Below are 23,912 nucleotides of genomic sequence, written 5' to 3'. Positions count from 1 at the left end.
GGTAGATGAAGTACACTGCTGTATATATTAACAGGTTTTATTGTTTTCGACACTGCTTAAGTGCGGTTTAGTCGTTTTATGTTAGGAAGCACCTTGTACGTGTCGAGTCACTATGTCTAAGTCAATGATGAAGTTAGCTACAGCCCAAACTACTCAATTAGCTCAACGTGGATTTTTGTTAACACGTCAAGTTGAAGATAGTCAGTCAGGCTTGCAGATTACTTTATGGTTAAAAACATTATCAGGCTCAGTTAAGCTTATTATTACGGATGAACAGGCGGTTTTTTTTATTGAAGATAGCCAAGTTATGAAGGCTAAAAGCTTACTGACAACACATAATATCCCCGTGGTTAAATTCCAATCATTAGCCATGAAAACCTTTAATGGGAATAGTGTTTCAGGAATTTACTTTACGCATTTACGCCACTTTTACCGTGCACGAGAGTTGCTTACTAATGCACAGGTAAAGTGCTATGAAGACGATATTCGCCCCGATGATCGATTTTTGATGGAACGTTTTATTACCGCTGATCTCGACTTCATTGGCAACCCTGTAGACACTGATATAACTGAAAGTAGTAGTAAAGGTAGCATTGAAAACTATCAGCTATATCGTCAAGCAAAGTGTAAAGCAAGCACTAGCAAAAGTACGCTTACCTTGAAGATGTTATCGCTTGATCTTGAATGTTCAATGCAAGGGGAGCTGTTCTCTATTGGTTTATATAGCGAGCGATCTAGCACACAAAGTAGCAAGTCAATTAGCAAGTCAATTAGTAAGGAAGATACATACAAACGTGTATTAATGATAGGTGAGCCAGAAGAAACATCAAATGACTATATTGTTTGGGTTCAAGATGAAAAAGCATTATTAGTGCAACTAATGCGAGAAATTGTTGCCTTTGATCCCGATGTTTTTATTGGTTGGAATGTTATTAATTTTGATTTTAAATTATTACAAAAGCGCTTTGATCATTATGGATTAGCCTTTACGTTAGGACGTGATAATAGTATTGCTCGTTGGCGTAATAATAGAAACAGTACCGAGCAGTATTTTATTGAAATTGCAGGGCGGTTGGTACTAGATGGTATTGATTTATTAAAAACAGCCACTTATAGCTTTAGCAGCTTTTCACTTGATAACGTTGCTAATGAATTACTGGGTATTGGTAAAAAGGTGGTTGATGTTGATAATCGTATTCAAGAGATTGTTGATAATTTTAATCACAATAAGCCTGCGCTTGCGGCCTATAACCTTGAAGATTGCCGTTTAGTTTGGCTCATCTTTGAAAAAACAGCATTATTAGCGTTTGCGCAATTACGCGCACAACTAACGGGGCTGGCAATTGATCGTATTGGTGGCTCCGTTGCCGCTTTTACTAACCTCTATTTACCTAAGTTGCACCGTAGTGGCTATGTTGCCCCGAATATGGGCGATGGTATGTCTGCGCTTGTTTCTCCTGGTGGTTATGTGATGGAGTCAGTGCCAGGGTTATACAGTAATGTGTTAGTACTTGATTTTAAATCACTATACCCCAGTATTATTCGTACCTTTAAAATTGACCCTATGGGGCTTATTGAAGGCTTAGTGGAGCAAGCACAACATCAGGCTAGTCAGCTTGATGAGGGTAATACATCAGCAGCAGTCATTAATGCGATTAAAGGTTTTGATGGGGCTTATTTTTCACGAACACAGCACTTTTTGCCAGATATTATAGAGTCCTTATGGCTTGAGCGAGACAAAGCAAAACAGCAAAAAAATGCCGCGCTATCACAAGCGATAAAAATTATTATGAATAGTTTTTATGGCATTTTAGGCTCTACTGGCTGTCGTTTTTTTGATCCACGTTTAGCTGGTTCAATTACTAAGCGTAGTCATGAAATATTAAAAATTACCAGTCAGTGGATTGAGCAAGCGGGTTATCAAGTTATTTACGGTGATACCGATTCAATTTTTGTTTCTATTGGCGAAGATAAATCATTAATGCAGGGAAAAGATCTTGGTTATCAGCTACAAACATTAATCAATCAAAACTGGCAGCAAGCGCTTAAAGAGGAGTATCAGTTAGATTGCCATTTAGAAATTGAATTTGAAACACTCTTTACAAAGTTTTTAATGCCAACTATTCGCGGCAAAGATATCGGCACTAAAAAGCGTTATGCCGGGTTAGTGGTTAATTTAAAGGAGCTAACTCAAGCACCCACATTAATGTTTAAAGGCTTAGAAAGTGTCAGAACCGATTGGACCGCGTTGGCGAAAGACTTTCAAAAAAACTTATACCTTAAAGTGTTTACCAATCAACCCATTGATGATTATATTAATGAGATAGTAGCTCAGGTGCAGCGTGGCGACTGTGATGATAGATTAATTTATCGTAAGCGTATTCGCCGAGCACTTAACGATTATATTAAAAATGTTCCTCCTCACGTAAAAGCCGCGCGTTTGGCTGATGCTCATAATGAAAAAATGGGTAAGCCGCTACGTTATCAGCAACGTGGTTGGATAGAGTACTTCATTACCTTAAATGGCCCACAGGTTAAAGAGCAGCTTTGTTCACCGCTAGATTACCAGTTTTATATTGATAGACAAATTGCCGCCGTTGCTGATGGCATTTTACCTTTTATTGGTAAAAGCTTTGATGAAATTACCAACAAACAGTTGGGGCTTTTTTAAGGGGCGTACTTGTGATGTTTTAGTACTTTTTGTTCGATAGGGGGTGCAACTCATGTCATTTCAAGGTATAACTTAACAATAAATATTTTAGATGGCTAGATAGCTGAAATAATTAAGCCAACGCCAACAGATAATCGCTAATAACTAGCTAACAAATGAGTAATAGATAGGTAATAACATGAAACAAGAGACTAAAATCGTTAATGCTGGTCGTAGCGCTAAATGGACCAATGGTGTGGTTAACCCCAGTGTAACACGCGCATCTACGGTGGTATTTGATACGGTTGCTCAAATGAACAATGCCGTTGCTAATCGTCATAATCAAACCATGGTTTATGGTCGTCGTGGTACCACAACCTCGTTTGCTTTTAGTGATGCTATGACCGAGCTAGAGGGCGGAGCAGGGTGTGCATTATACCCATCAGGCACTGCAGCTATCACTAATGCTATTTTAGCGTTTGTACAAACGGGCGATCATATTTTAATGGTAGATACCGCTTATGAGCCAACACGCGATTATTGCGATAAAGTGCTCGCGAAAATGGGAGTTACTACCACCTATTACGATCCCTTAATTGGCGCAGACATTGAGGCGTTAATTCAAGAAAATACTCGAGTTGTTTTTCTTGAATCTCCAGGGTCAATCACAATGGAGGTACAAGATGTGCCAACCATTAGTGCAATAGCGCATCAGCATGACTGTATTGTGATGTTAGACAATACTTGGGGAGCAGGTATTAACTTTCAACCCTTTGACTACGGCGTAGACATTAGTATACAAGCGGCAACAAAATACATTGTTGGTCATTCAGATGTAATGCTTGGCACCGCAACGGCAGTTGAAAAACATTGGCCTCAACTACGTGACTACAGTTATTTAATGGGGCAGTGTACTTCACCTGATGATTTGTACTTAGCGCTTCGCGGTATTCGCACTATTGGCGTACGCTTAAAGCAACATCAAGAAAGTGCTATTACCATTGCAAATTGGTTAAAAGAGCGACCAGAAGTCGCTAAAATTTTACACCCAGCATTTGATTCTTGTCCTGGGCATGAATTTTTTAAGCGTGATTTTAAAGGCTCCAATGGCTTATTCTCGTTTGTATTAAGCAAAGGTAATAAAGCGGCTTTAACAGCATTTTTAGACGGTTTACATCACTTTAAAATGGGGTATTCATGGGGCGGGTTTGAAAGTTTAATTTTGGGGATCACCGGTGTTAACGCTATTCGTAGTGTGACTGAATTTGATTGTGAATATCCGCTGATTCGAGTTCATATTGGTTTAGAAAATGTCGACGATTTAGTTGCCGACTTAGCTGCAGGTTTTGAGCGTTTTAACGCTTGCTTAGCTAATTCATAATATAAAAATTACGCTCAATCTTATGGTTGAGCGTAATTTTATAAGAAGATAAAATGTAGAGCTAGCTTACTTATGCTTCATTAACAGGGGCTTTTACCACATAAAATAAACAATCATTCATTGCCTTTTGCTTATTATTTGTTGCTTTAAATAAACGTAAATTGTGACGGCACACCAATTGATTTTCACGAATATAGAAATAATCCGCTAAAACATTAGTACCATCTTTATCAATAAGATTTAAGTTGTTTAAGCCTTCACCGTCTACCCAACCCAACATTTGATCTTGATAAGCACTGCCAAAGTTAAAACATTCTATGTTATTTTTTAAGGTAATACCGTTATAGCCTTCATCGTGTTTAGCGTAAGATAACTTTACATTGCTTTTTAATTGTAGCCTTAAAGGGCGATAAATGACGTCAACTGATTTTTTCTGATGGATATAACCAATGTGCTGACAGTTAGCAATATTAACGATGCCAGCAAAAGCTACTTCATGGGCTTGCTCATCTTCACTACCACCACATTCAACGGTAATATAGGGGCAATGAAAGTTGTGCTCCATTAATGAGCCGATTTTAAGATCAGATAATATCAATGTTGAACTAAAAAATGATGCTAATGATAGCGTTTCGGTATTAACTAACGCGCTAATTGCAAAAGCAGGACCTGAGCTTGGTGCATTGTGAAGATCGATCACCATTTCAGGCTGAACTTCCTCTATAGCATGCTTTATTAAGTTAGCTCGGTGTTGATAGTTTCTCTGTAGGAAGTCTTCCTTATTAACGACTAACTGGTTTCCAAAGCAGCGATTTATATCAATGCCGCCGTCGGTAAAGCGTTTGCTAAAAAGAGGGCGCGATGCAGCCGCTTCAACAGAGCAAATAATAAATCGTAACTTGGTTGCTGGGCGGGTATTACCTTTTTGCTCAAGATAGCGGTGTATCGCAATAATACCTGATGGCTCATCACCTTGTAATAAAGTCACAAAAACGCGACATTTAGTGTTATCTTCGCCTGAGATGTCAATGACTGTTGGTCCTGTCATCGATAAGAGAAACTGCTCATAATCTGCATGTATTACTTGCCAAGTAGGATCAGTTACATAGTTTATTTCATTAAAGTCGATTTCCATCATATTACCTAAGTTAGCTATTGTTAATTATCACACTCCTTCGTGAGCATTAATCATCGCAAAAATCACTAAAATAGATGTTGATTAAGGTCAATAAAGCTAAGATAAATTCAGTTCATACGAAAAACTATTCACTTAGCATATGCTCGCAGAATTAATCGCGGTAAACTAAGTAAAGAACGCGTTAACAATATCGCTATAAATAACAAAAAAGGATAAGCAGCATGAGCGAAGAAACTATTTTTTCAAAAATTATTCGACAAGAAATACCAACACCACTGTTGTACCAAGATGATTTAGTTACCGCATTTAGAGATATTGCTCCACGTGCCAATAGTCATATTTTAATTATTCCTAATAAATTAATTGCGACGGTTAATGATGTAACGACTGATGATGAACTCACGTTAGGTAGAATGATCACGGTTGCTAAAAAGTTAGCTAAAGAAGAGGGAATAGATGAAAATGGTTATCGCCTAATTATGAACTGTAATAAAGATGGCGGCCAAGAAGTATACCATATTCATATGCACCTTTTAGGTGGTCAGCCATTAGGCCCTATGCTAGCGATATAAGTCAATTATGTTCATTGAGATGCGATAAACCGTAGGAATATCAAGTTTAAAGGCAATGCATTAATAAAGTGATTAGCGCATAATTAGTTTTATCATGACTCAATGGTTGTCGTTTGTGAATTGGCAAGAATTATTAGAAAACAGAAATCGTCTCTTTTGGCTTGCGCATACCGCAGGCTGGTTTAGTTTCGCGTTTATTCATTATCTTGGATCACTGCAACATGATGAATTACGCGATATTTTTGTTGTTATTATTTTCTTAAATGCTTATGCAGGTTGGTTGCTTACCGTTCCTTTACGCTTTATTTATCAAAAAGCCTGGAATCTACCACCCTTAAAAATAGCGCTTGTGGTTATCTTATCTTCGTATTTTGCGGGGGTATTATGGCAAGTGGTTAAAAACTTTAATCACTGGGAAATTTATAAGCATGGTTATAAGCCCGAATTTTGGTGGATGTATACTCAATCGACCTTGAGCTCTTTCTACATTATTTTAAGTTGGAGTGGCTTGTACTTTGGCAGTAAATATTACCAAATGCTGCAAATAGAAAAACAAAACGTATTAAAAGCCAATGCCGTTGCTCATCAAGCACAACTTAAAATGCTGAGATATCAACTTAATCCACACTTTTTATTCAATACACTTAATGCTATTTCAACGCTAATTTTAGTTAAAGAAAATAATACCGCTAATTCAATGGTAACTAAATTGAGTGAGTTTTTGCGTTACTCGCTTGATCAAGATCCGATGAAAAAAGTACAGCTTGAGAGTGAGGTACAAGCATTACAGTTGTATTTAGCTATTGAAAAAGTGCGATTTGAAGACAGGTTAAACTTACATTTTCATATTGATGAAAGCTGTCAGCAAGCCTTAGTACCAAGTATGATTTTACAACCCTTGGCTGAGAATGCGATAAAACATGCTATTGCAGTACAGGAACAAGGTGGTAGCATCACTATTTCAGTAACACGCTTTGCTAATGATTTACTTGTTGAAGTTGCTGATAACGGCCCTGGTGCTGAAGTGATAGACGGTAATCTTCATCGAGAAAGTGGTGTCGGTTTAGTTAATACCCGTGAACGTTTACAAACTTTATACGGTAATAAATTTTCCTTAGTTGTTTCTCATAATGTACCATCAGGTGTTAAAGTTAATATTCGTATGCCATTTGAGCTCAGTTAATTAACACGTAATGGTTTAATTAATGTGATTGGTAGGGTAATTCTCCTTTAAGTTTTCTACGGATACGTTATGTCATTTAAAAGTATTATTGTTGATGATGAACCGCTAGCACGCCGAGGGTTAGCGGTAAGGTTAGCTGAATATCATGATATAGAATTAATTGCGCAATGCTGCAATGGACGTGAGGCCATAGAAGCCATTCGTGCCTACTCGCCAGATTTAATGTTTCTTGATATTCAAATGCCAGGCCTTAATGGTTTTGATGTGATTGAAAGTGTTATTGAGCAGGGCTTAAAAATGCCTGTGGTGGTATTTGTGACCGCGTTTGATCAATATGCCATTAAAGCCTTTGAAGTACATGCCCTTGATTATATTCTAAAGCCTGCGGATGAGTCTCGTCTTAATCAAACGATGGAAAAAATTAGAGAATATTTTCAAAACAGCATAAATAGCGTTCATAAATCAAAATTAGTACGCTTAGTAAGCGATGTTACGGGTAACGACTATCAGCAAATATTAACAGAGCTAGACAGTAATCAAGAACTGAGTATTTCGACGTATTCTGATATTTTAGCGATTAAAGATGGTGGTGAAGTAAGCCGGGTACCGGTCAAAGATATTCTTTGGATAGATGCTGCGGGTGATTATATGTGCGTACATGTGGTAAACACGAATAAGCATAATAACAGCGAAGAGAGCACTCATATTCTACGTAAGACCATGAAAGAGCTTGAAGAGTGTCTAGACCCTAAACAGTTTATTCGTAATCACAGATCAACCATTGTTAATAAGCATTACATTGAAAAGTTCTACAGCCAAATGAATGGCGAGTATTATTTAGTGCTGCAAAATGGTAAAGAATTAAAAGTAAGCCGAAGTTATAAAGATAAAGTTAAACAAGCGGTAAATAGCTAATTATAATGCGCTAGTAATTGATTTTGGGGCATTGACTTAATTTTCTGAGCATAGCCTTTAAATAAGACAAAAAAAAGAGCAAAAGGTGATAGCCTTGTTGCTCTTTTTATCATTACTTAGTAAATATATTAAGCGGTGAACCCGAATTCAGCTTAACTAGCTTAAATGCTTTTTAGCAATCGTTAACACTTTTAATGTGTTAGATGCACCAACCGTTTCCATCATATCACCGTGCGTTAAAATGACTTTATCGCCAACAGCTAAATCAGACTTGCTACATACCGCTTTTAAAATGTCATCACTTAAATGTTGAACATCACTTTTTGTTGAGTCAAATGACACTGGGTAAACACCGCGATAAATTGCCGTTTTGCTTAATGTTTTTGCATGTCTCGATAACGAGAAAATAGGTAGGCCAGAAGTAATGCGTGACATTAGTTTACTGGTTTGTCCTGACTCAGTTAATGAAATAATTGCTTTCACGCCATCAAGATGGTTAGCGGCATACATTGCTGATAAAGCTACAGTTTCTGAAATTTCAGTAAACTTAAGCTCCATGCGATGATTAGAAATGTTAACTGAACGATGTTTTTCAGCACCACAACATACATTCGCCATTGCTTTAACAGTTTCTACTGGGTATTTACCTGCGGCTGTTTCAGCACTTAGCATTACCGCATCGGTACCATCAAGCACAGCATTTGAAACATCCATTACCTCGGCACGTGTTGGCATTGGTTGTTCTATCATGGTTTCCATCATTTGTGTTGCGGTGATCACAACGCGGTTAAGCTGGCGAGAGCGCGCAATAATATGCTTTTGCTTACCAACAAGTTCAGCATCACCAATTTCAACACCTAAGTCACCACGGGCTACCATAACAACATCAGAAGCTAGAATAATACCATCAAGTACTTTGTCATCATTTACTGCTTCAGCACGTTCAATTTTTGATACAAGGCGAGCATCACAACCCGCTTCTTGTGCTAATAAACGTGCTTCACGCATATCAGCAGCATCACGTGGGAAAGATACCGCAAGAAAGTCTACGCCAATTTCAGCCGCTAGTTTAATGTCTTCTTTATCTTTAGCCGTTAACGCAGGAGCTGTTAAGCCACCACCTTGACGATTGATACCTTTGTTATTTGATAATGGACCACCAACAGTTACTTCAGTGAAAACTGAGTTTTCTGACGTTGATAATACTTTTAATTGCACACGGCCATCGTCAAGTAATAAAATATCGCCAGTAGAAACATCTTGTACTAACTTTTTATAATCGATACCAACTTTCTCTTGACAGCCTTGGCCTTTTTCTAAGGTTGCATCTAATTCAAATTTATCGCCAATAGCCAACTTAATAGGGCCATCTTTAAACGTAGAAATACGAATTTTAGGTCCTTGTAAGTCACCTAAAACACCAACATAAACACCTAACTCTTTGGCGATTTCTCTAACATTGTTGGCACGGTCAATGTGATCTTGCGGGATACCGTGAGAAAAGTTTAATCTAACAACGTTTACACCAGCGGCAAGTACATTCTTTAATACTTCTCTGTCATCTGTTGCAGGACCTAAGGTGGCAACAATCTTCGTTCTTCTAGGCATTTTAATCCTCTTGAATTTTTAAATTTTTGATTAGAATTTATCTTTCTTATTACAGGTACAATTTAGTGATACTAAAGTGACCAGGATATGTTATTAATCTTTACGTTCAAAGCGTGAGCTTCTTAAGCTATCTTTTACTTTTTTCAAGTTATCTCTAAATTTGCTGCCTCTACGTAATGTAAAGCCTGTTGCTAATACATCAATTAAGGCAAGCTGCGCAATACGTGAAGACATTGGCATGTATAAGTCGGTGTCTTCAGATACGTCCACTGATAACACAATGCTACATTCTTTTGCTAATGGCGTACCTGTTGTAGTGATACCAATAACCGTTGCATCGTTTTCTTTTGCTAGGGCGGCTACTTCAACTAAAGATTTTGTTCGACCGGTATGCGATATCACAATAACTACATCACCTTGTTGACTATTTATAGCACTCATACGTTGCATTAATATGTCATCAAAGTAGACCACAGGTACATTGAAGCGGAAGAACTTGTTTTGCGCATCATGAGCCACAATAGCAGAGGCACCTAAACCAAAGAATGAAATTTTATTTGCTTGCGTTAGTACATCAACTGAACGATTAATTACGCTGGTATCTAAACTTTTACGAGCAAGTTCAAGACTTGCCATGGTCGATTCAAAAATTTTAGCTGTGTATTCGTCAGCACTATCATTCTCGTCAACATGACGGTTAACATAAGGCGTACCATTGGCAAGGCTTTGTGCCAAGTGAAGCTTGAAATCAGGATAGCCTTTAGTATCTAAACGGCGACAAAAACGGTTAACAGTAGGTTCACTGATGTTAGCTTGTTTTGCTAATGCGGCAATACTAGAGTGAATTACGGTACTAGGCGAAGCGAGAATCACCTCAGCTACTTTGCGTTCTGATTTACTGAGCATGTCTAGTTCGTTGGTGATCTTTTCTAATATGTTCATTATGTTCTGATCCTAGATCTCTTTAATTAGTAAACTTTATTATTAAGTTATAATTGTTGTCATTCTAACAATATTACAATGATAGCCAGCCATAAAGAATGGACTATATTGCTATACTGTAATTTATTTCCTGCCTAAGGAACAGAAAAAATGAAATTTTATTTCATAATTGTTATCACATCTTAAATAAATAGCCCGTATTTAGCAAATGACGATTTCACCTATCTCAGCTTTACGCCTTTAATTTTCTATTAATTATTGTGTTTGATCAAAAATACTTACACTCGAGGCATAAAATAGCAGGCTAGATGATTTTATGTAGTAAAATTACAAAAAGTTCTTTACTGATCCCTAAACAACCGCTAAATTAGATGTATATGTAGTTTAGTTACAAATTAAGTTTTTTACTGCAAGCTTGGTATAATGATGCATTAAAGCTGAGTCAGCATATAAATAAAACTAACAAAGAGTATTAAAGAGACATTCTATGAGTAAATTAGATTATCAAGTTGCAAGTGAAATTGTCATTTTTGGCGCATTAGGCGATTTATCTCGCCGCAAATTATTACCCGCACTATACCAATTAGAAGTTTGTGGCTTAATTAATGAAGATAGCCGCATTGTAGGTGCTGCACGCCAAGAGCATACTCTTGAAGAGTTTAAAGCGATTGTATTAGAGAATATCAATAATTTTGTTAAAGAAACCATTGATAAAGACGTTTTAGCACGCTTTATGAATCGTATGGTTTATCAGCAACTTGATTTTAAAGACAGTAGCTCATTTGAACAGCTTAAAGAAACATTAGCGCAAGGTAATGAGACTCGTGTTTATTACTTCTCTACACCACCAGCTATTTATGGTGACATTTGTAAAGGTTTAGATAGTGCTAAGCTGATTTGTGATGCTGATCGTGTTGTCATGGAAAAACCTATTGGTCACTCACTTGAATCGTCTATTGAAATTAATAACCAAGTCTCCGAGTTCTTTAAAGAAAACCAAACTTATCGTATTGACCATTATTTAGGTAAAGAAACAGTTCTAAACTTATTAGTATTACGTTTTGCCAACTCATTGTTTACCAATAACTGGGATCGTAACTGTATTGATCATGTACAAATTACGGTGGCAGAAAGTGTTGGTATTGAAGGGCGTTGGGGTTTTTACGATGAAGCGGGTCAAATGCGCGACATGGTACAAAATCATTTATTACAAATATTATCGTTACTTGCCATGGAGCCTCCTGCAGATTTAAGTGCTGATAGTGTTCGCGCTGAAAAATTAAAAGTTGTTAAAGCATTACAACCTATTAATCGCGATAACATTAAAGATAAAGCGGTGCGTGGTCAGTACAGCGACGGTTTCCTTAATGGTGTGCCAGTACCAGGCTACCTTAATGAAGAAGGCGCTAATGAAAATAGTAACACTGAAACATTTGTTGCAATTAAAGCTGAAATCGATAACTGGCGCTGGAAGGGTGTACCATTCTATCTAAGAACGGGTAAACGTATGCCTAAGAAGCATAGTGAAATAGTCGTCCACTTCAAGCAGCAACCTCATAATATCTTTAAAGATAGCTACAGTGATTTACCGTCAAATAAGCTGACTATTCGTTTGCAACCGGATGAAGGGGTTGAATTACAAATGATGAATAAAATCCCTGGTATTGCTTCACAAATGAACATCCAAGAAAACAAGCTAGATTTAAGTTTTTCTAAAACTTATAACGATGAACGCGTTGTTGATGCGTACGAGCGTTTAATGCTTGAAGTACTTAACGGTAACCAATCGTTATTTGTTAGTCGCGATGAAGTTGAAGCTGCATGGATTTGGGCTGATAGTATTATTGATGCATGGCAAACCACGAATGAAACACCTAAGCCTTACCCAGCAGGTTCATGGGGTCCCGTTTCATCTATATCATTGATTGCCCGCGATGATCGCCAGTGGGTGGAGTAATTATGCACCATTTAACGACATTTTCGACGCGTAATAACTTAGACCAAGCATTAGCAACTCAAGTGAGTGATCTTTTAGCGCAAGCGATTAAAAATAAAGGTAAAGCAAGTATTGCTGTATCGGGTGGTTCAACGCCGAAAGGTTTTTTTGAATTGTTATCGCAGTGCGATTTAGATTGGTCAAAAGTTACCATAACTTTAGCTGATGAGCGCTGGGTAAGTATGGATAGCGATGCCAGTAATACACGTTTAGTTCATGAAAACTTATTACAAAACAAAGCAGCCAACGCTAAGTTTTTTCATCTTAAACAAGGAAATGAGTTAACAGGTGAAACCCTTGATGATTTAAATTTAGCAGCAAAAAATAGTTTATTACCCCTGGATGTCTTGATTTTAGGTATGGGTGAAGACGGGCATACTGCGTCGTTGTTTCCATGTAGTGATGAAATAACACAAGGTCTTGCTCGCGACAATTCAGCAGCTTTATTAGCTGTTCAGCCTAAAACAGCGCCACATCAACGTATTAGCTTTAGTTTTGCTAGTTTGAGCACTAGCCAAAACACTTTTCTTCACCTGTGTGGAGAAAATAAGCAAACGGTCCTTACTCAAGCATTAAATGGTAGTGATGAATTTGAAATGCCAATACGCGCATTTTTACAAGACCCTAATGTCGATACCAAAGTATATTGGGCGCCGTAAGTCGCATGCCCATAAATTTTGAGTACTAAATACACATAAAAGTATAAAAATTGAGAGAGTAAATGAAACAGCAAATAGTAGATATCACCGAACGAATTATAAAACGTAGTGCTAAAACACGCGCTGAATATTTAGCCAAAATTGATGGCGCTAAATCAGGTACGGTACACCGTGCTAGCTTGTCATGTGGTAACTTAGCACACGGTTTTGCTGCTTGTGGTAAAGATGACAAGGCATCATTACGTGGTATACACCATTCAGATATCGCTATTGTTTCAGCTTACAATGATATGCTTAGTGCTCATCAGCCATACCAAACTTATCCTGATGTTATTAAAGCCGCGGTTAAAGAAGCCGGTGGTGTTGCTCAATTTGCAGGCGGTGTGCCAGCGATGTGTGATGGTGTTACTCAAGGCCAACCAGGTATGGATTTAAGCCTGATGAGCCGTGATGTTATAGCGATGGCAACCGCAGTTGGCTTATCTCATAACATGTTCGATGGCGCTGTTATGTTAGGCATTTGTGATAAAATTGTACCGGGCTTATTGATTGCTAGTATGACTTTTGGTCATTTACCAACGGTATTTATTCCAGCAGGTCCAATGCCTTCAGGTATTCCAAATAAAGAGAAAGCCCGTGTACGTCAACAATTCGCTAAAGGTGAAGTTGATGAAGAGGCATTACTTGAGGCTGAGTCTGCATCATATCATTCAGCAGGTACTTGTACTTTCTTTGGTACGGCTAACTCAAACCAATTAGTTGTTGAAGTGATGGGGTTACATTTACCAGGCGCGTCATTTATCGCACCTAACACACCATTACGTGAAGCTTTAACTAAAGCGGCCTCTAGACAAGTTACTCGTTTAACTCAACAGTCTGGCAATTATATGCCAGTAGGTAAAATGGTTGATGAACGTTCTATTGTTAATGCGATTGTTGCGTTATTAGCAACAGGTGGTTCAACTAACTTAACAATGCATATTATTGCCTTCGCTAAAGCTGCAGGTATTATTATTAATTTCCAAGACTTTAATGATCTCTCTGAAGCGGTTCCTTTATTAACGCGTATTTATCCTAATGGTCATGCAGACATTAACCACTTCCAAGAAGCGGGCGGTATGGCATTATTATTTAGAGAATTAATCGAAAATGGTTTAGTACATGAAGATGTTGAAACCATTTGTGGCCGTGGCTTATCACGTTATACCAAAAAACCAGTATTAGAAAACGGCGAGTTAAAGTGGGTTGATTGTGTTGAAAAATCTCTAGATGAAGAGGTTATCGCAACCGTTGCTAAACCATTTAAAGTTGATGGTGGTTTACGAGTTCTTAAGGGTAACTTAGGGGTTTCAGTAATTAAAACCTCTTCTTTACGCGAAGGCAGCTTTGTTATTAATGCTCCTGCTGTTGTTTTTGAAGATCAAAATGAATTGCAAACCGCTTTTGATGCCGGTGAACTAGAAAAAGATTTAGTAGCCGTTGTACGCTTTCAAGGACCTAAAGCGCGCGGTATGCCTGAATTACATAAATTGACACCACTACTTGGTGTATTACAAGACAAAGGTTTTAAAGTTGCTTTAGTTACTGACGGTCGTATGTCTGGTGCTTCTGGTAAAGTTCCTGCTGCTATTCACCTATGTCCAGAAGCATTAGATGGTGGTTTAATCGCTAAGATTAAAACTGGCGATATGATCAGCCTAAATGGTGAAACTGGTGAGTTAAGCTTATTAGTTGACGAACAAGAGTTAGCAAACCGTGAGATTGCTGAGTTTCAAGTAAATGGTCATCATCAAGGCATGGGACGTGAACTGTTTGGCTTTATGCGTCGTAACCTAAGCTCAGCCGAAACTGGCGCATGTTCTTTATTTGATTAGAAAGATACCGCGTACAACAAATAATACCAGAGAAGCCCTTATTGGGGCTTCTTATTAAAACTAACAATTAAAAGTATTCAGCGCCTATTTTTCCATGAGTTAAGTAATCGCCAAGAAATAAAGAGGATTTATGACAGTATCAAAAAATTGGCAAATTATGCCAAAGGACCTTTTTGCGATGGGACCTATTGTTCCTGTTTTAGTCATTAACAAGGTTGAAGATGCATTGCCAATTGCTGAAGCACTACTTGCAGCAGATGTTAAAGTACTAGAGGTGACTTTACGTACTCCAGCGGCATTAGATGTGATCAGTATTATAGCTAAAGAGCTTCCAGAAGCCATTATAGGCTCTGGCACAGTAACTAATCGTCAGCAATTACAGCAGTCATATGATGCTGGTGCAAAGTTTGCTATTAGTCCTGGCTTAACTAAAGATTTATTACAAGCAGGTAATGAAAGTAATATCGCATTAATTCCTGGTATTTCATCAATATCAGAATTAATGGATGGTGCAGACTATGGTTACGATCATTTAAAATTCTTTCCAGCAGAAGCTTCTGGCGGCGTAAAAGCGATTCAATCTATTGGTGGACCATTCCCTGATATTCGTTTTTGCCCTACAGGCGGAATTAACCTAAATAATGTTCGAGATTATTTGGCATTACCAAATGTTGTTTGTTGTGGCGGCTCTTGGTTAGTATCAAATGAAATTGTTAATAATAAGAATTGGTCTGAAATTACTAAACTTGCCAATCAAGCATTAGCACACGTTAGATAATGACTTGCTATATTAAGTATATGAGCATACTTCATATACTTAATAATCCGTAACAAGAATATTTAGATAATAAAAAAACCGCTAATTTAGCGGTTTTTTTATTTCAAAGCATGACTAATAACTAAGTGTTATTTTGTGCCATTTTCAGACGTTCAGCCATTGACATAGGTGGCTGCTCTTCACTGCTTTCTACTTTCTTATCGCCTTTAAATACCGATTTCATGATATTTTTCATACCAAAGCCTTCTTTATTCGCTTTGCTTTCATCTTCGGCTTTATTTTTCGCTACAGACTCTTCTTTTTTAGGTGCTTCTTTCTTAGCAACTTCTTCGACAGGCTTTTCAGCTTCGACACGTTTATGCGGAGTCGCTAATTTAGCTTGCGCGAGTTTAGCTTTACTAATTTGAGCAGCCTCACTCGCTTTTTGTGCAACTTCTACTTCAGTTAATGGTGCTGACTTTGCAGGTTTAACTGTGCCGTGACAAGAAGGCATGAAAACATCATTAGAATTAACGCGGTGATCAAAGCTTTTTATAGCATCATTAATTTCGACTTCAGCGATGTTAATAGCATTTTTCACTTGAGCAATTTTTTTGTTTAAGCCAGAGTATTTTTTCTCAATATTGTCGATAGCGCCTTTAACGTCATCATTTAAGTTTTGAGTAAGGGCTTTATAGTCTTCTATTTGCTTTTCAAACTTAGTTAAAGAAGATTGAGTATGCTTAATACTATCATCAATAGAGGTTAATTTAGTTTGCAAGCGTTGCTTTTTCGCTAAAAACTTATCAGTTAACTCTTTAGGTACTAATAACGATTGCTCAGGTAGTGGCACAATGTCAGCAAACTCTGGAATACATGTTACAGGCTTCCATTGGCTAAATGAGGGGTGCCAGCCATAAACCGTTGGGTTATCTGCTAAGTAAGCTCTTGCTTCCGTTTGGCTTAATGGGGCAGTGACTTTACCATTGTCAGAAAAAAACCATTTTTTCATCATCATTACTCTTTATCTGTTGAATTCTTTAAAGTGAAAATATACTTGTATTATGTAAATAAGCCGTTTTGTTAGTAATCTGTTTTAATTGCATTAGCTAAGTTTACTTGTAATGAAGCATATTGTTCTTCTATTGACTTCACCGCCACTTTCACTTGCTCTGTTAAGTTATGAGTTACTTGACTGTAATTATCAACTTCTGCATCTATTTCATATAAGGAGTCAGATGTTATTTTAATTGTTTTATCAACTCGGTCCAATGTTGAGATTAAGTCTTGCTCTTCACCAATTAATCCTTCGATTAAATCTTGTGGTATTTCTATAGGTGGAGCTGGTGGGGTAATAACTACTTCAAACTCATCAACGCAGCTTACAGGTACCCAATGTGTATACGAAGGGTGCCATGCGTATAAACTTGGATTTTTTGCAATAAGATCATTGCATTCTTTTAGCCCGAAAGGGCCTGTAACTTTACCATCGTCAGAAAAAAACCATTTTTTCATAATTTATTTACCCTTATATGGACTCCATTGGTAGCGATGTTTCTTTAGGTAATATTTGGCTGAACTAGCAAGGCAAACCATAAGCCTGTGTAATATATACCTAAACGCAATACTGAGTCATTTAATCCTGACGATTAATTTACCTTGATGTGTCAGTGTGCGTCAAGCAGTTTATATATATCAACTTAATAAGCGAAGGAAATATTCCGAGCATAAAAAAAGCCAATTATTATGACTAATAATTGGCTTTAAATTATATAACCCCTTTATACGTTAAGCAGGGTTGTGAGCTCCTGATGTGCTTCGGCTCGTTACATCTGCAATCGCCGCTGACTTACCTGAAGTACTGTGAACTTGACGTTCACTATCTGGCATAAATGCTGTTGGAATAGCATTTATCGTGGTGATGGTAACCGTCTTTGTCATTGGTGAAGAAGCTCTACCAGATAAGCGATTTGCTTTTTTCACTTGTCTTGCAAGTTTCTTATCTTTAGGTTGTTGTTTCTTTACTGCTTTTGTAGCCACTTTTTTTGTTATGGCTTCATTTTGCTCAACTTTTGCCTCTGTTGGTGTTACGGCTGCAGCAACTTCAACTTCTTTAGCTTTTGTTATTACCTCTGTAGTTGTTTCTTTAACTGTAGGAGCTGCTACTGTTTGTTCAACGTTAACTTTAGGTGTTTGCACAGGCTCCGTGACTTCAAAAGGTAAGTCTGGTTGTATTTCAGTAGAATCTGTTTTTGTTACTACCTTTTCATCAGCCTTTTGTTTTTCTTCATTAACAACAGTTTCTACACTAGGTTGCTCTAAAGTAAACTCTGGCTCAGAAATTGTATTGTTAGACTCTGTTTCAGTAGCTTCAGTGCTTGCCGAAGTAACTGCTGTTTTTTCAGGCTCAGCAGTATCTTTAGTGTCAGCACTAACAGTATTTTCTTTAACAACATTGTCTTTATCTTCAGGGTAACGGGCCTCTACCGCATCATCAGCTTGAGTTGATACACTATCATTACTTGTCACAGCTGTTACTTGTTCAGTAGTAACCTCTGCCTTTATCTCATCAGGTTTTGCTTGTGTATCGTTTTCGTTATTACGACGACGACGTTGACCATTAGCTCGTAAATGCCTTGGAGAACGACGATTTCTAGGACGATCTTCACTTGTTTTTACTTCTGCATTTTCAGCCGTAACACTCGTATCAACATCAATAGCCACTTCTTTTGCAGTGATATGCTCTTCTTTGGCTGGTATAGTTTTAGTGTTTTTAGGTTGAGGTTTAGCAGTTTGCTCAAGTTTATTGTCTTTGGCGTTGTTTTGCTCGTTTTTATTAACTCTAACTTTTTTACGGTTATTGCGACGTTGACGGCGCTCAGCTACTTTCTCTTCTTTTACGCCTTGTGTTTTATCCGCATCGTTGTTTTTACGCGGCTGTTTTTTAGGGCGGTTTTGATTGTCATCACGAGCAGGGCGAGTATTTCTATTTGATTCAGCCTTTTTGTCGTTAGCCTGATTACCTGATGCATCATTGTTTTTATCGTTTCTATTGCGGTTGTTACCACGATTATTACGACGTTGTCCTTGGCGAGAATTATTACGTTTTTCATGTGTTGGCTTTGGTTTTTCTGCAGGAACAACAGGTGCTTCTTCTACAGCTTCGCTAACAAATAAACCTTTTAACCAGCCAAAGAAGCCGGTCGTCTTCTCTGCTGTTTTAGTATTATTTGATGGAGCAATGTTTTCTGCTGACTTGTTTGCACGTTGTGGGGCAGACATGCCTTGAATCATAGGCTCGTCACGCTTATGAGCTTCTTTGTCAAACTTAGGCATTTTAGCTTCTTCAAGCTCTGCTTGTTTAACTGGTAGGTCATAACTAGCTTCGGCTATTGAATCATCATTTTTAACACGCAATACTTCATATTGTGGTGTATCCATATGTGGGTTTGGAATGATTAATACACGAACATTATGGTGTTTTTCAATATGCATGACTGAGCGACGTTTCTCATTTAATAAATACGTAGCAACAGGAACAGGCACTTGAGCTTGTACATGTAGGGTATTACCTTTAATGGCCTCTTCTTCCATTAAACGTAAAATTGACAGTGCAAGAGACTCTACACCTCTTACATGGCCAGTACCATTACAACGAGGACATACGCCTTGACTCGTTTCACCAATCGATGGGCGTAAACGTTGACGAGACATTTCTAGTAAACCAAAACGAGAAATACGACCTAGTTGTATTCTAGCTCTGTCTTGATGTACTGAATCACGCATGCGGTTTTCAACTTCGCGTTGATGACGCACTGGAGTCATATCAATAAAATCAATAACGACTAAGCCACCAAGGTCACGTAGACGCAATTGACGAGCAATTTCTTCAGCGGCTTCCAAGTTAGTGTTAAAGGCGGTTTCTTCAATATCACTACCTTTAGTGGCACGAGCAGAGTTGATATCAATTGATGTCATTGCTTCAGTAGGATCAATGACAATTGAGCCACCAGAAGGTAAGCGTACTTCACGTTGAAAAGCTGTCTCTATTTGTGTTTCAATTTGATAATGCGTAAATAAAGGCACGTCACTGGTGTAAAGTTTGATTTTACTTAGGAAGTCAGGGCGTACTACTTCAATATGCTTTTTAACACTTTCGAATGTTTTTGGTCTGTCGATTAATACTTCACCGATGTCACGACGTAAATAGTCACGGATAGCGCGAAGAATTAAGTTTGTTTCTTGGTGAATTAAAAACGGGGCAGGCTTACTTTCTGCAGCATCGCTAATGGCTTTCCAGTGATGTAATAATACACTTAAATCCCACTCAAGTTCATCATAAGCTTTACCTACACCAGCAGTGCGTACTATTAAGCCCATGCCTTTAGGTAAGTCAAGTTTGCTTAATGATGCTTTTAAATCGGTACGTTCATCGCCCTCAATTCTGCGAGAAATACCACCCGCGCGAGGGTTATTTGGCATTAATACTAAGTAGCTACCAGCTAAACTGATAAACGTTGTTAAAGCCGCACCTTTTTGACCGCGCTCTTCTTTATCTATTTGAACGATAACTTCTTGACCTTCGCGCAATACTTCTTTGATATTGGGACGGCCTTGGAATGAGTAACCTTTTGGAAAATATTCACGTGCAATTTCTTTCATTGGTAAGAAACCATGGCGTTCAGCGCCATAATCTACGAAAGCGGCTTCTAAAGAAGGTTCAATACGCGTGATTTTTGCTTTATAAATATTTGATTTTTTTTGTTCGTGACCTGGACTTTCGATATCTAAATCATATAGTTTCTGGCCATCTACTAGTGCTACACGCAATTCTTCAGATTGGGTAGCGTTTATTAACATACGTTTCATAGGTTGTCGGACTCGTTTAGTCACAACACACTACTTGCTTAAGGCACAAAGCAATCTTTCTCTCAGGTAACAGCAAGTTGTCAGCCTCACGGATGTCATTATTAACCTGTCATTTTACCAGGTTAAGCTGTTATAAATTTTGATTGTATATTCAATAGCAAACACATTAATTCTTAATATGTATTTACTGTAGTTGTTTCTTTATGTGCCCAGCAATATGTGCTGTGCAGCTTATAAAAAGAAGTGTTAATGGTAAAGTAAGCAACGACAGACTTATTTTTTAATGAGTTCTGTTTATATTTTATTTGGTTAACGGTTGCTTAATATACGTTTGTATTAATACTTTCTTACAAGCTTATTTTTATAAAATTGCTCTATGGTGCTGGGCTTAATACTAGTATTTTAGTAAAACTGTTTATGTTATTTGACATGTGTAGGGATGAATATCAATTGATGATATAACCTAAGTCAAATTATACAACAGGCCGTACCTTTTTTATGTCTCATATAGTTATAAAACTATTCGCATAAAGAAGTGGCCGCAGCTTGCCTCTTACGTCTCTCTTTAGAGCATCTAAGTATTCGATTAATGTGAGTTTCTAATAAGAACTACCTTAAGTTCTTTACTATTCAAACATTAACCTTTTTATTATCCCACTATAATGAGATTTTAGCTAATAAAAAACCTACTTTAATTGCATTATTCCATAAAAAAAGTGTGTTAAACTCCCGTTTATGAAAAAAGCTAATCAAGTAAGCCAGCATAGCGTGCATAAAAAAACACCCAATAAGAAGAATATCGTCAGAGAACACTTTTCAGCATCTCGTCGTCCTGCCGTAGGTATTAAAACATCGCCAATAGAGCAGGATAGTAGTGAAACAGAAAAACCTCAAGTTCGTTTTATTACTATTGATAGTGAAGACGAAGGTCAACGTATTGATAATTTTTTATTAAAAACGCTTAAAGGTGTACCTAAAAGCCATTTGTACCGTTTGATGCGTAAAGGTGAAATACGGGTTAATAAAAAACGTGTTAAGCCAGTATATAAACTTTTATCGGGTGATGTATTACGCATTGCGCCTATTCGTGTTTCAGAAAAAGCTGATACTGTTTCTACGGGGCTGTCAATTGTGGCTAACTTAGAAAATCAGATATTGTTTGAAGATGACAGATTAATTGTTATCAATAAACCATCGGGTATGGCAGTGCATGGCGGTAGTGGTTTAAGTTTTGGTTTAATTGAAGCCCTAAGGGCGTTAAGGCCTGATGCGCGTATGCTTGAATTAGTCCATCGCCTTGACCGTGATACATCCGGGTGTTTAGTTGTTGCAAAAAAACGTTCTGCTTTACGTAACCTTCATGAGCAGTTACGAGAAAAACAAGTACAAAAATTTTATCATGCGTTAGTTAAAGGGCATTGGCCAACTAAATTAACACGAGTAACAGAGGCGCTTAAAAAGAATGATTTAAAATCAGGAGAGCGCGTTGTTATTGTTGATAATGTTAACGGAAAAGAGTCTGAAACACGATATAAAGTATTAGAGCGCTACCGCGGTGCTACCTTAGTGCGAGCTTTTCCTGTGACCGGCAGAACCCATCAAATCCGCGTACATTGCCAGGTTAGTGGTCATTCAATTGCGATGGATGCTAAGTATGGCCATGAAGAGTTTGACAGCGCAATGAAAGAAAAGGGCTTAAAGCGACTTTTTTTACATGCCGCCAGTATTGAATTCACTCACCCTAAAACAGAGCAACGACTAAAAATTGAAGCGCCTTTAGAGCCGAGTCTTGAGCAACTATTAAGTAAACTGGTGAAAGAATAAGTCATGGCTAATATGATCAAAGACTATAAGCTAATTATTTTTGATTGGGATGGTACGTTAATGAACTCAATCGATAGAATTGTCTCGTCAATGCAAAATGCGGCTATTTTAAGTCAATTAACTAAACCTTCTGTTGAGCATGTTAAAGAGATTATTGGCTTGAGCTTACCTGCTGCAGTGACAACCTTATTTCCGGATAACTCAGCAGAGCAAACCATGGCCTTGGTTGCCCAATATAAACATCAGTATGTTGAAGTGAATAATACTCCAGCGCCGTTATTTAATGACGCTATTGCATTACTAACAAGGTTACAACAAGAACAGAAATTATTAGCGGTTGCTACAGGTAAGGGAAGAGTCGGGTTAGAACGGGTTTTTCAAGCAACGCAAACCGGTCACTTTTTTCATGCATCGCGTTGTGCTGATGAAGCTAAATCAAAACCCCATCCTGACATGTTATTAAGTTTACTTGATGAACTTAATGTACCTAAATCACAAGCAATAATGATAGGCGATACCAGCCATGATCTAAAAATGGCACTAACCGCTGGTATTGACAGCATCGGTGTGACTTTTGGTGTGCATGATAGAGAGGTCTTAAGTGAGTATAACCCTCGAGCTATTGTTGATTCATTAACTGAGCTACAGCCGTTATTATTAAGCTAGTTAAGGAAAAGGTTGTTGAGCATTCAATAACCTTTTTCTAATGTGTCTTTTTTTGCAATATTAACTGTAAAATAAAGCGACCTATATTATTTAACCTGAGCTCGGCTTAACAAATGTTTATAGAGGTTCATAAAAGTAATTTTTACTGATATTTCAATTTGTTAAATATCTCTTAAGCCGAGTTCAGGTTATTTAACCTAACTTCAGGCTAGGTATTTGTTTGATGAGCTAAAACATCTAAGCCTAGTTGCTTTAATAACTCGACCAGCTTTATTAGTGGTAGACCAATTAAGGTATTAGGATCATCTCCTGCAAGCTTTTCGAATAAACAAATCCCTAAGCCTTCACTTTTAAAACTACCGGCACAGTTAAATGGTTGCTCAGCATTTATATAGTTCGCAATATCTTGCCCACTCAACTGTTTAAAATGCACAACAAAGGGCTCAACTAATGACTTTGCTGCTTTCGTGTTGGTGCAATATACACAGAGTCCCGTATAAAAGGTAATCGCTTTGCCACTAAAACTACTAAGCTGCTTTACTGCATTGTCATAATTATGTGGCTTGCCAATAATTTGCCCATCGCATACTGCCACTTGATCACTACCAATCACCAGTGCGTTGCTGTAGTTTGAGCTTACCGCTTTTGCTTTTTCAATAGCTAAACGTTCAACCAGTTGTTCTGGTAGCTCTTTAGTTTGTGGGCTTTCATCTATATTTGGTTTTGCACACTCAAATGGTAAGTTAAGTTTTTCAAGTATTGTTTTTCTAAAGGGGGAGGTTGAGCCTAAAACTAAAGTTTTCATGAAAAGCCTATATCGGTTGTAATATTGTTATTTGTTGAGGAAATAAACAAAAAATTATTAATTACTGTTATTA

General features: G+C 37.7%; 18 protein-coding genes. 11 read left to right on the top strand and 7 right to left on the bottom strand.

Going from position 1 to position 23,912, the window contains the following annotated elements; translation table 11 throughout:
- Positions 1-112 precede the first annotated feature (112 nt).
- Positions 113-2,671, top strand: coding sequence for a DNA polymerase II (locus tag ABD005_RS11580; protein ID WP_343817528.1), 2,559 nt, complete (start codon positions 113-115; stop codon positions 2,669-2,671).
- A gap of 178 nt (positions 2,672-2,849) precedes the next feature.
- Positions 2,850-4,031, top strand: coding sequence for a cystathionine beta-lyase (locus ABD005_RS11575; protein ID WP_215979229.1), 1,182 nt, complete (start codon positions 2,850-2,852; stop codon positions 4,029-4,031).
- Positions 4,032-4,101: 70 nt separating this feature from the next.
- Here the strand turns inward: ABD005_RS11575 and ABD005_RS11570 are convergent, their stop codons facing one another.
- Positions 4,102-5,169 carry a M14 family metallopeptidase gene (locus ABD005_RS11570; RefSeq protein ID WP_343817526.1) on the bottom strand — a complete coding sequence of 356 codons (1,068 nt, stop codon included), beginning with the start codon at positions 5,167-5,169 and terminating at the stop codon, positions 4,102-4,104.
- A gap of 221 nt (positions 5,170-5,390) precedes the next feature.
- Here ABD005_RS11570 and ABD005_RS11565 point away from each other — a divergent pair, with 221 nt between their 5' ends.
- The 3 genes from ABD005_RS11565 to ABD005_RS11555 all read left to right on the top strand — a co-directional run bounded on the left by ABD005_RS11565 (position 5,391) and on the right by ABD005_RS11555 (position 7,839).
- A complete protein-coding gene (locus tag ABD005_RS11565; RefSeq protein WP_343817525.1) occupies positions 5,391-5,741 on the top strand; it encodes an HIT domain-containing protein in 351 nt (116 codons plus the stop codon).
- 94 nt (positions 5,742-5,835) lie between these two features.
- The gene (locus ABD005_RS11560) at positions 5,836-6,924 is read left to right on the top strand and encodes a sensor histidine kinase (RefSeq protein WP_343817524.1); all 1,089 of its coding nucleotides are present in this window, start codon (positions 5,836-5,838) and stop codon (positions 6,922-6,924) included.
- Between the two features lie 69 nt (positions 6,925-6,993).
- Complete coding sequence (locus ABD005_RS11555; protein WP_215979225.1) at positions 6,994-7,839, top strand: LytR/AlgR family response regulator transcription factor; 846 nt, start codon at positions 6,994-6,996, stop codon at positions 7,837-7,839.
- A gap of 156 nt (positions 7,840-7,995) precedes the next feature.
- On the opposite strand, the gene pyk is transcribed toward ABD005_RS11555, so the two are convergent.
- Together pyk and ABD005_RS11545 are read right to left on the bottom strand one after the other, a co-directional pair.
- Complete coding sequence (gene pyk, locus ABD005_RS11550) at positions 7,996-9,447, bottom strand: pyruvate kinase (protein WP_215979224.1); 1,452 nt, start codon at positions 9,445-9,447, stop codon at positions 7,996-7,998.
- 93 nt (positions 9,448-9,540) lie between these two features.
- Positions 9,541-10,389 carry a MurR/RpiR family transcriptional regulator gene (locus tag ABD005_RS11545; RefSeq protein WP_215979223.1) on the bottom strand — a complete coding sequence of 283 codons (849 nt, stop codon included), beginning with the start codon at positions 10,387-10,389 and terminating at the stop codon, positions 9,541-9,543.
- A gap of 487 nt (positions 10,390-10,876) precedes the next feature.
- Here ABD005_RS11545 and zwf point away from each other — a divergent pair, with 487 nt between their 5' ends.
- The 4 genes from zwf to ABD005_RS11525 all read left to right on the top strand — a co-directional run bounded on the left by zwf (position 10,877) and on the right by ABD005_RS11525 (position 15,696).
- Positions 10,877-12,346 (top strand): glucose-6-phosphate dehydrogenase, encoded by a 1,470-nt coding sequence (zwf, locus tag ABD005_RS11540; RefSeq protein WP_215979222.1) that lies wholly within the window; start codon positions 10,877-10,879, stop codon positions 12,344-12,346.
- Between the two features lie 2 nt (positions 12,347-12,348).
- Positions 12,349-13,044 (top strand): 6-phosphogluconolactonase, encoded by a 696-nt coding sequence (pgl, locus tag ABD005_RS11535; protein WP_343817522.1) that lies wholly within the window; start codon positions 12,349-12,351, stop codon positions 13,042-13,044.
- Positions 13,045-13,106: 62 nt separating this feature from the next.
- Entirely contained in the window at positions 13,107-14,918 is a 1,812-nt protein-coding gene (gene edd / locus ABD005_RS11530; protein WP_215979220.1) for a phosphogluconate dehydratase, read from the top strand.
- Positions 14,919-15,048: 130 nt separating this feature from the next.
- Complete coding sequence (locus ABD005_RS11525; RefSeq protein WP_343817520.1) at positions 15,049-15,696, top strand: bifunctional 4-hydroxy-2-oxoglutarate aldolase/2-dehydro-3-deoxy-phosphogluconate aldolase; 648 nt, start codon at positions 15,049-15,051, stop codon at positions 15,694-15,696.
- Positions 15,697-15,817: 121 nt separating this feature from the next.
- Here the strand turns inward: ABD005_RS11525 and ABD005_RS11520 are convergent, their stop codons facing one another.
- From ABD005_RS11520 to rne, 3 genes are all read right to left on the bottom strand, one after another.
- A complete protein-coding gene (locus ABD005_RS11520; RefSeq protein ID WP_215979218.1) occupies positions 15,818-16,687 on the bottom strand; it encodes a GYF domain-containing protein in 870 nt (289 codons plus the stop codon).
- Positions 16,688-16,758: 71 nt separating this feature from the next.
- Entirely contained in the window at positions 16,759-17,190 is a 432-nt protein-coding gene (locus tag ABD005_RS11515; protein ID WP_343817518.1) for a DUF4339 domain-containing protein, read from the bottom strand.
- A 273-nt stretch (positions 17,191-17,463) separates the two neighbouring features.
- Entirely contained in the window at positions 17,464-20,544 is a 3,081-nt protein-coding gene (gene rne, locus ABD005_RS11510; RefSeq protein ID WP_343817630.1) for a ribonuclease E, read from the bottom strand.
- A 735-nt stretch (positions 20,545-21,279) separates the two neighbouring features.
- Here rne and rluC point away from each other — a divergent pair.
- The gene (gene rluC, locus ABD005_RS11505; RefSeq protein WP_343817516.1) at positions 21,280-22,368 is read left to right on the top strand and encodes a 23S rRNA pseudouridine(955/2504/2580) synthase RluC; all 1,089 of its coding nucleotides are present in this window, start codon (positions 21,280-21,282) and stop codon (positions 22,366-22,368) included.
- A gap of 3 nt (positions 22,369-22,371) precedes the next feature.
- Positions 22,372-23,034, top strand: a complete 663-nt coding sequence (locus ABD005_RS11500) for an HAD family hydrolase (RefSeq protein WP_215979215.1) — start codon at positions 22,372-22,374, stop codon at positions 23,032-23,034.
- Between the two features lie 208 nt (positions 23,035-23,242).
- Here the strand turns inward: ABD005_RS11500 and ABD005_RS11495 are convergent, their stop codons facing one another.
- Positions 23,243-23,839, bottom strand: coding sequence for a Maf family protein (locus ABD005_RS11495; protein WP_343817514.1), 597 nt, complete (start codon positions 23,837-23,839; stop codon positions 23,243-23,245).
- Positions 23,840-23,912 lie beyond the last annotated feature (73 nt).

Source organism: Colwellia asteriadis (assembly GCF_039523295.1).
Lineage (GTDB): Bacteria > Pseudomonadota > Gammaproteobacteria > Enterobacterales > Alteromonadaceae > Colwellia > Colwellia asteriadis.
This window is presented reverse-complemented; position numbering and strand designations above follow the sequence as displayed.

Coding starts and splice junctions, on each gene's coding strand:
- ABD005_RS11580 (WP_343817528.1), top strand. CDS start 113: ATGTCTAAGTCAATGATGAAGTTAGCTACAGCCCAAACTACTCAATTA.
- ABD005_RS11575 (WP_215979229.1), top strand. CDS start 2,850: ATGAAACAAGAGACTAAAATCGTTAATGCTGGTCGTAGCGCTAAATGG.
- ABD005_RS11570 (WP_343817526.1), bottom strand. CDS start 5,169: ATGATGGAAATCGACTTTAATGAAATAAACTATGTAACTGATCCTACT.
- ABD005_RS11565 (WP_343817525.1), top strand. CDS start 5,391: ATGAGCGAAGAAACTATTTTTTCAAAAATTATTCGACAAGAAATACCA.
- ABD005_RS11560 (WP_343817524.1), top strand. CDS start 5,836: ATGACTCAATGGTTGTCGTTTGTGAATTGGCAAGAATTATTAGAAAAC.
- ABD005_RS11555 (WP_215979225.1), top strand. CDS start 6,994: ATGTCATTTAAAAGTATTATTGTTGATGATGAACCGCTAGCACGCCGA.
- pyk (WP_215979224.1), bottom strand. CDS start 9,447: ATGCCTAGAAGAACGAAGATTGTTGCCACCTTAGGTCCTGCAACAGAT.
- ABD005_RS11545 (WP_215979223.1), bottom strand. CDS start 10,389: ATGAACATATTAGAAAAGATCACCAACGAACTAGACATGCTCAGTAAA.
- zwf (WP_215979222.1), top strand. CDS start 10,877: ATGAGTAAATTAGATTATCAAGTTGCAAGTGAAATTGTCATTTTTGGC.
- pgl (WP_343817522.1), top strand. CDS start 12,349: ATGCACCATTTAACGACATTTTCGACGCGTAATAACTTAGACCAAGCA.
- edd (WP_215979220.1), top strand. CDS start 13,107: ATGAAACAGCAAATAGTAGATATCACCGAACGAATTATAAAACGTAGT.
- ABD005_RS11525 (WP_343817520.1), top strand. CDS start 15,049: ATGACAGTATCAAAAAATTGGCAAATTATGCCAAAGGACCTTTTTGCG.
- ABD005_RS11520 (WP_215979218.1), bottom strand. CDS start 16,687: ATGAAAAAATGGTTTTTTTCTGACAATGGTAAAGTCACTGCCCCATTA.
- ABD005_RS11515 (WP_343817518.1), bottom strand. CDS start 17,190: ATGAAAAAATGGTTTTTTTCTGACGATGGTAAAGTTACAGGCCCTTTC.
- rne (WP_343817630.1), bottom strand. CDS start 20,544: ATGAAACGTATGTTAATAAACGCTACCCAATCTGAAGAATTGCGTGTA.
- rluC (WP_343817516.1), top strand. CDS start 21,280: ATGAAAAAAGCTAATCAAGTAAGCCAGCATAGCGTGCATAAAAAAACA.
- ABD005_RS11500 (WP_215979215.1), top strand. CDS start 22,372: ATGGCTAATATGATCAAAGACTATAAGCTAATTATTTTTGATTGGGAT.
- ABD005_RS11495 (WP_343817514.1), bottom strand. CDS start 23,839: ATGAAAACTTTAGTTTTAGGCTCAACCTCCCCCTTTAGAAAAACAATA.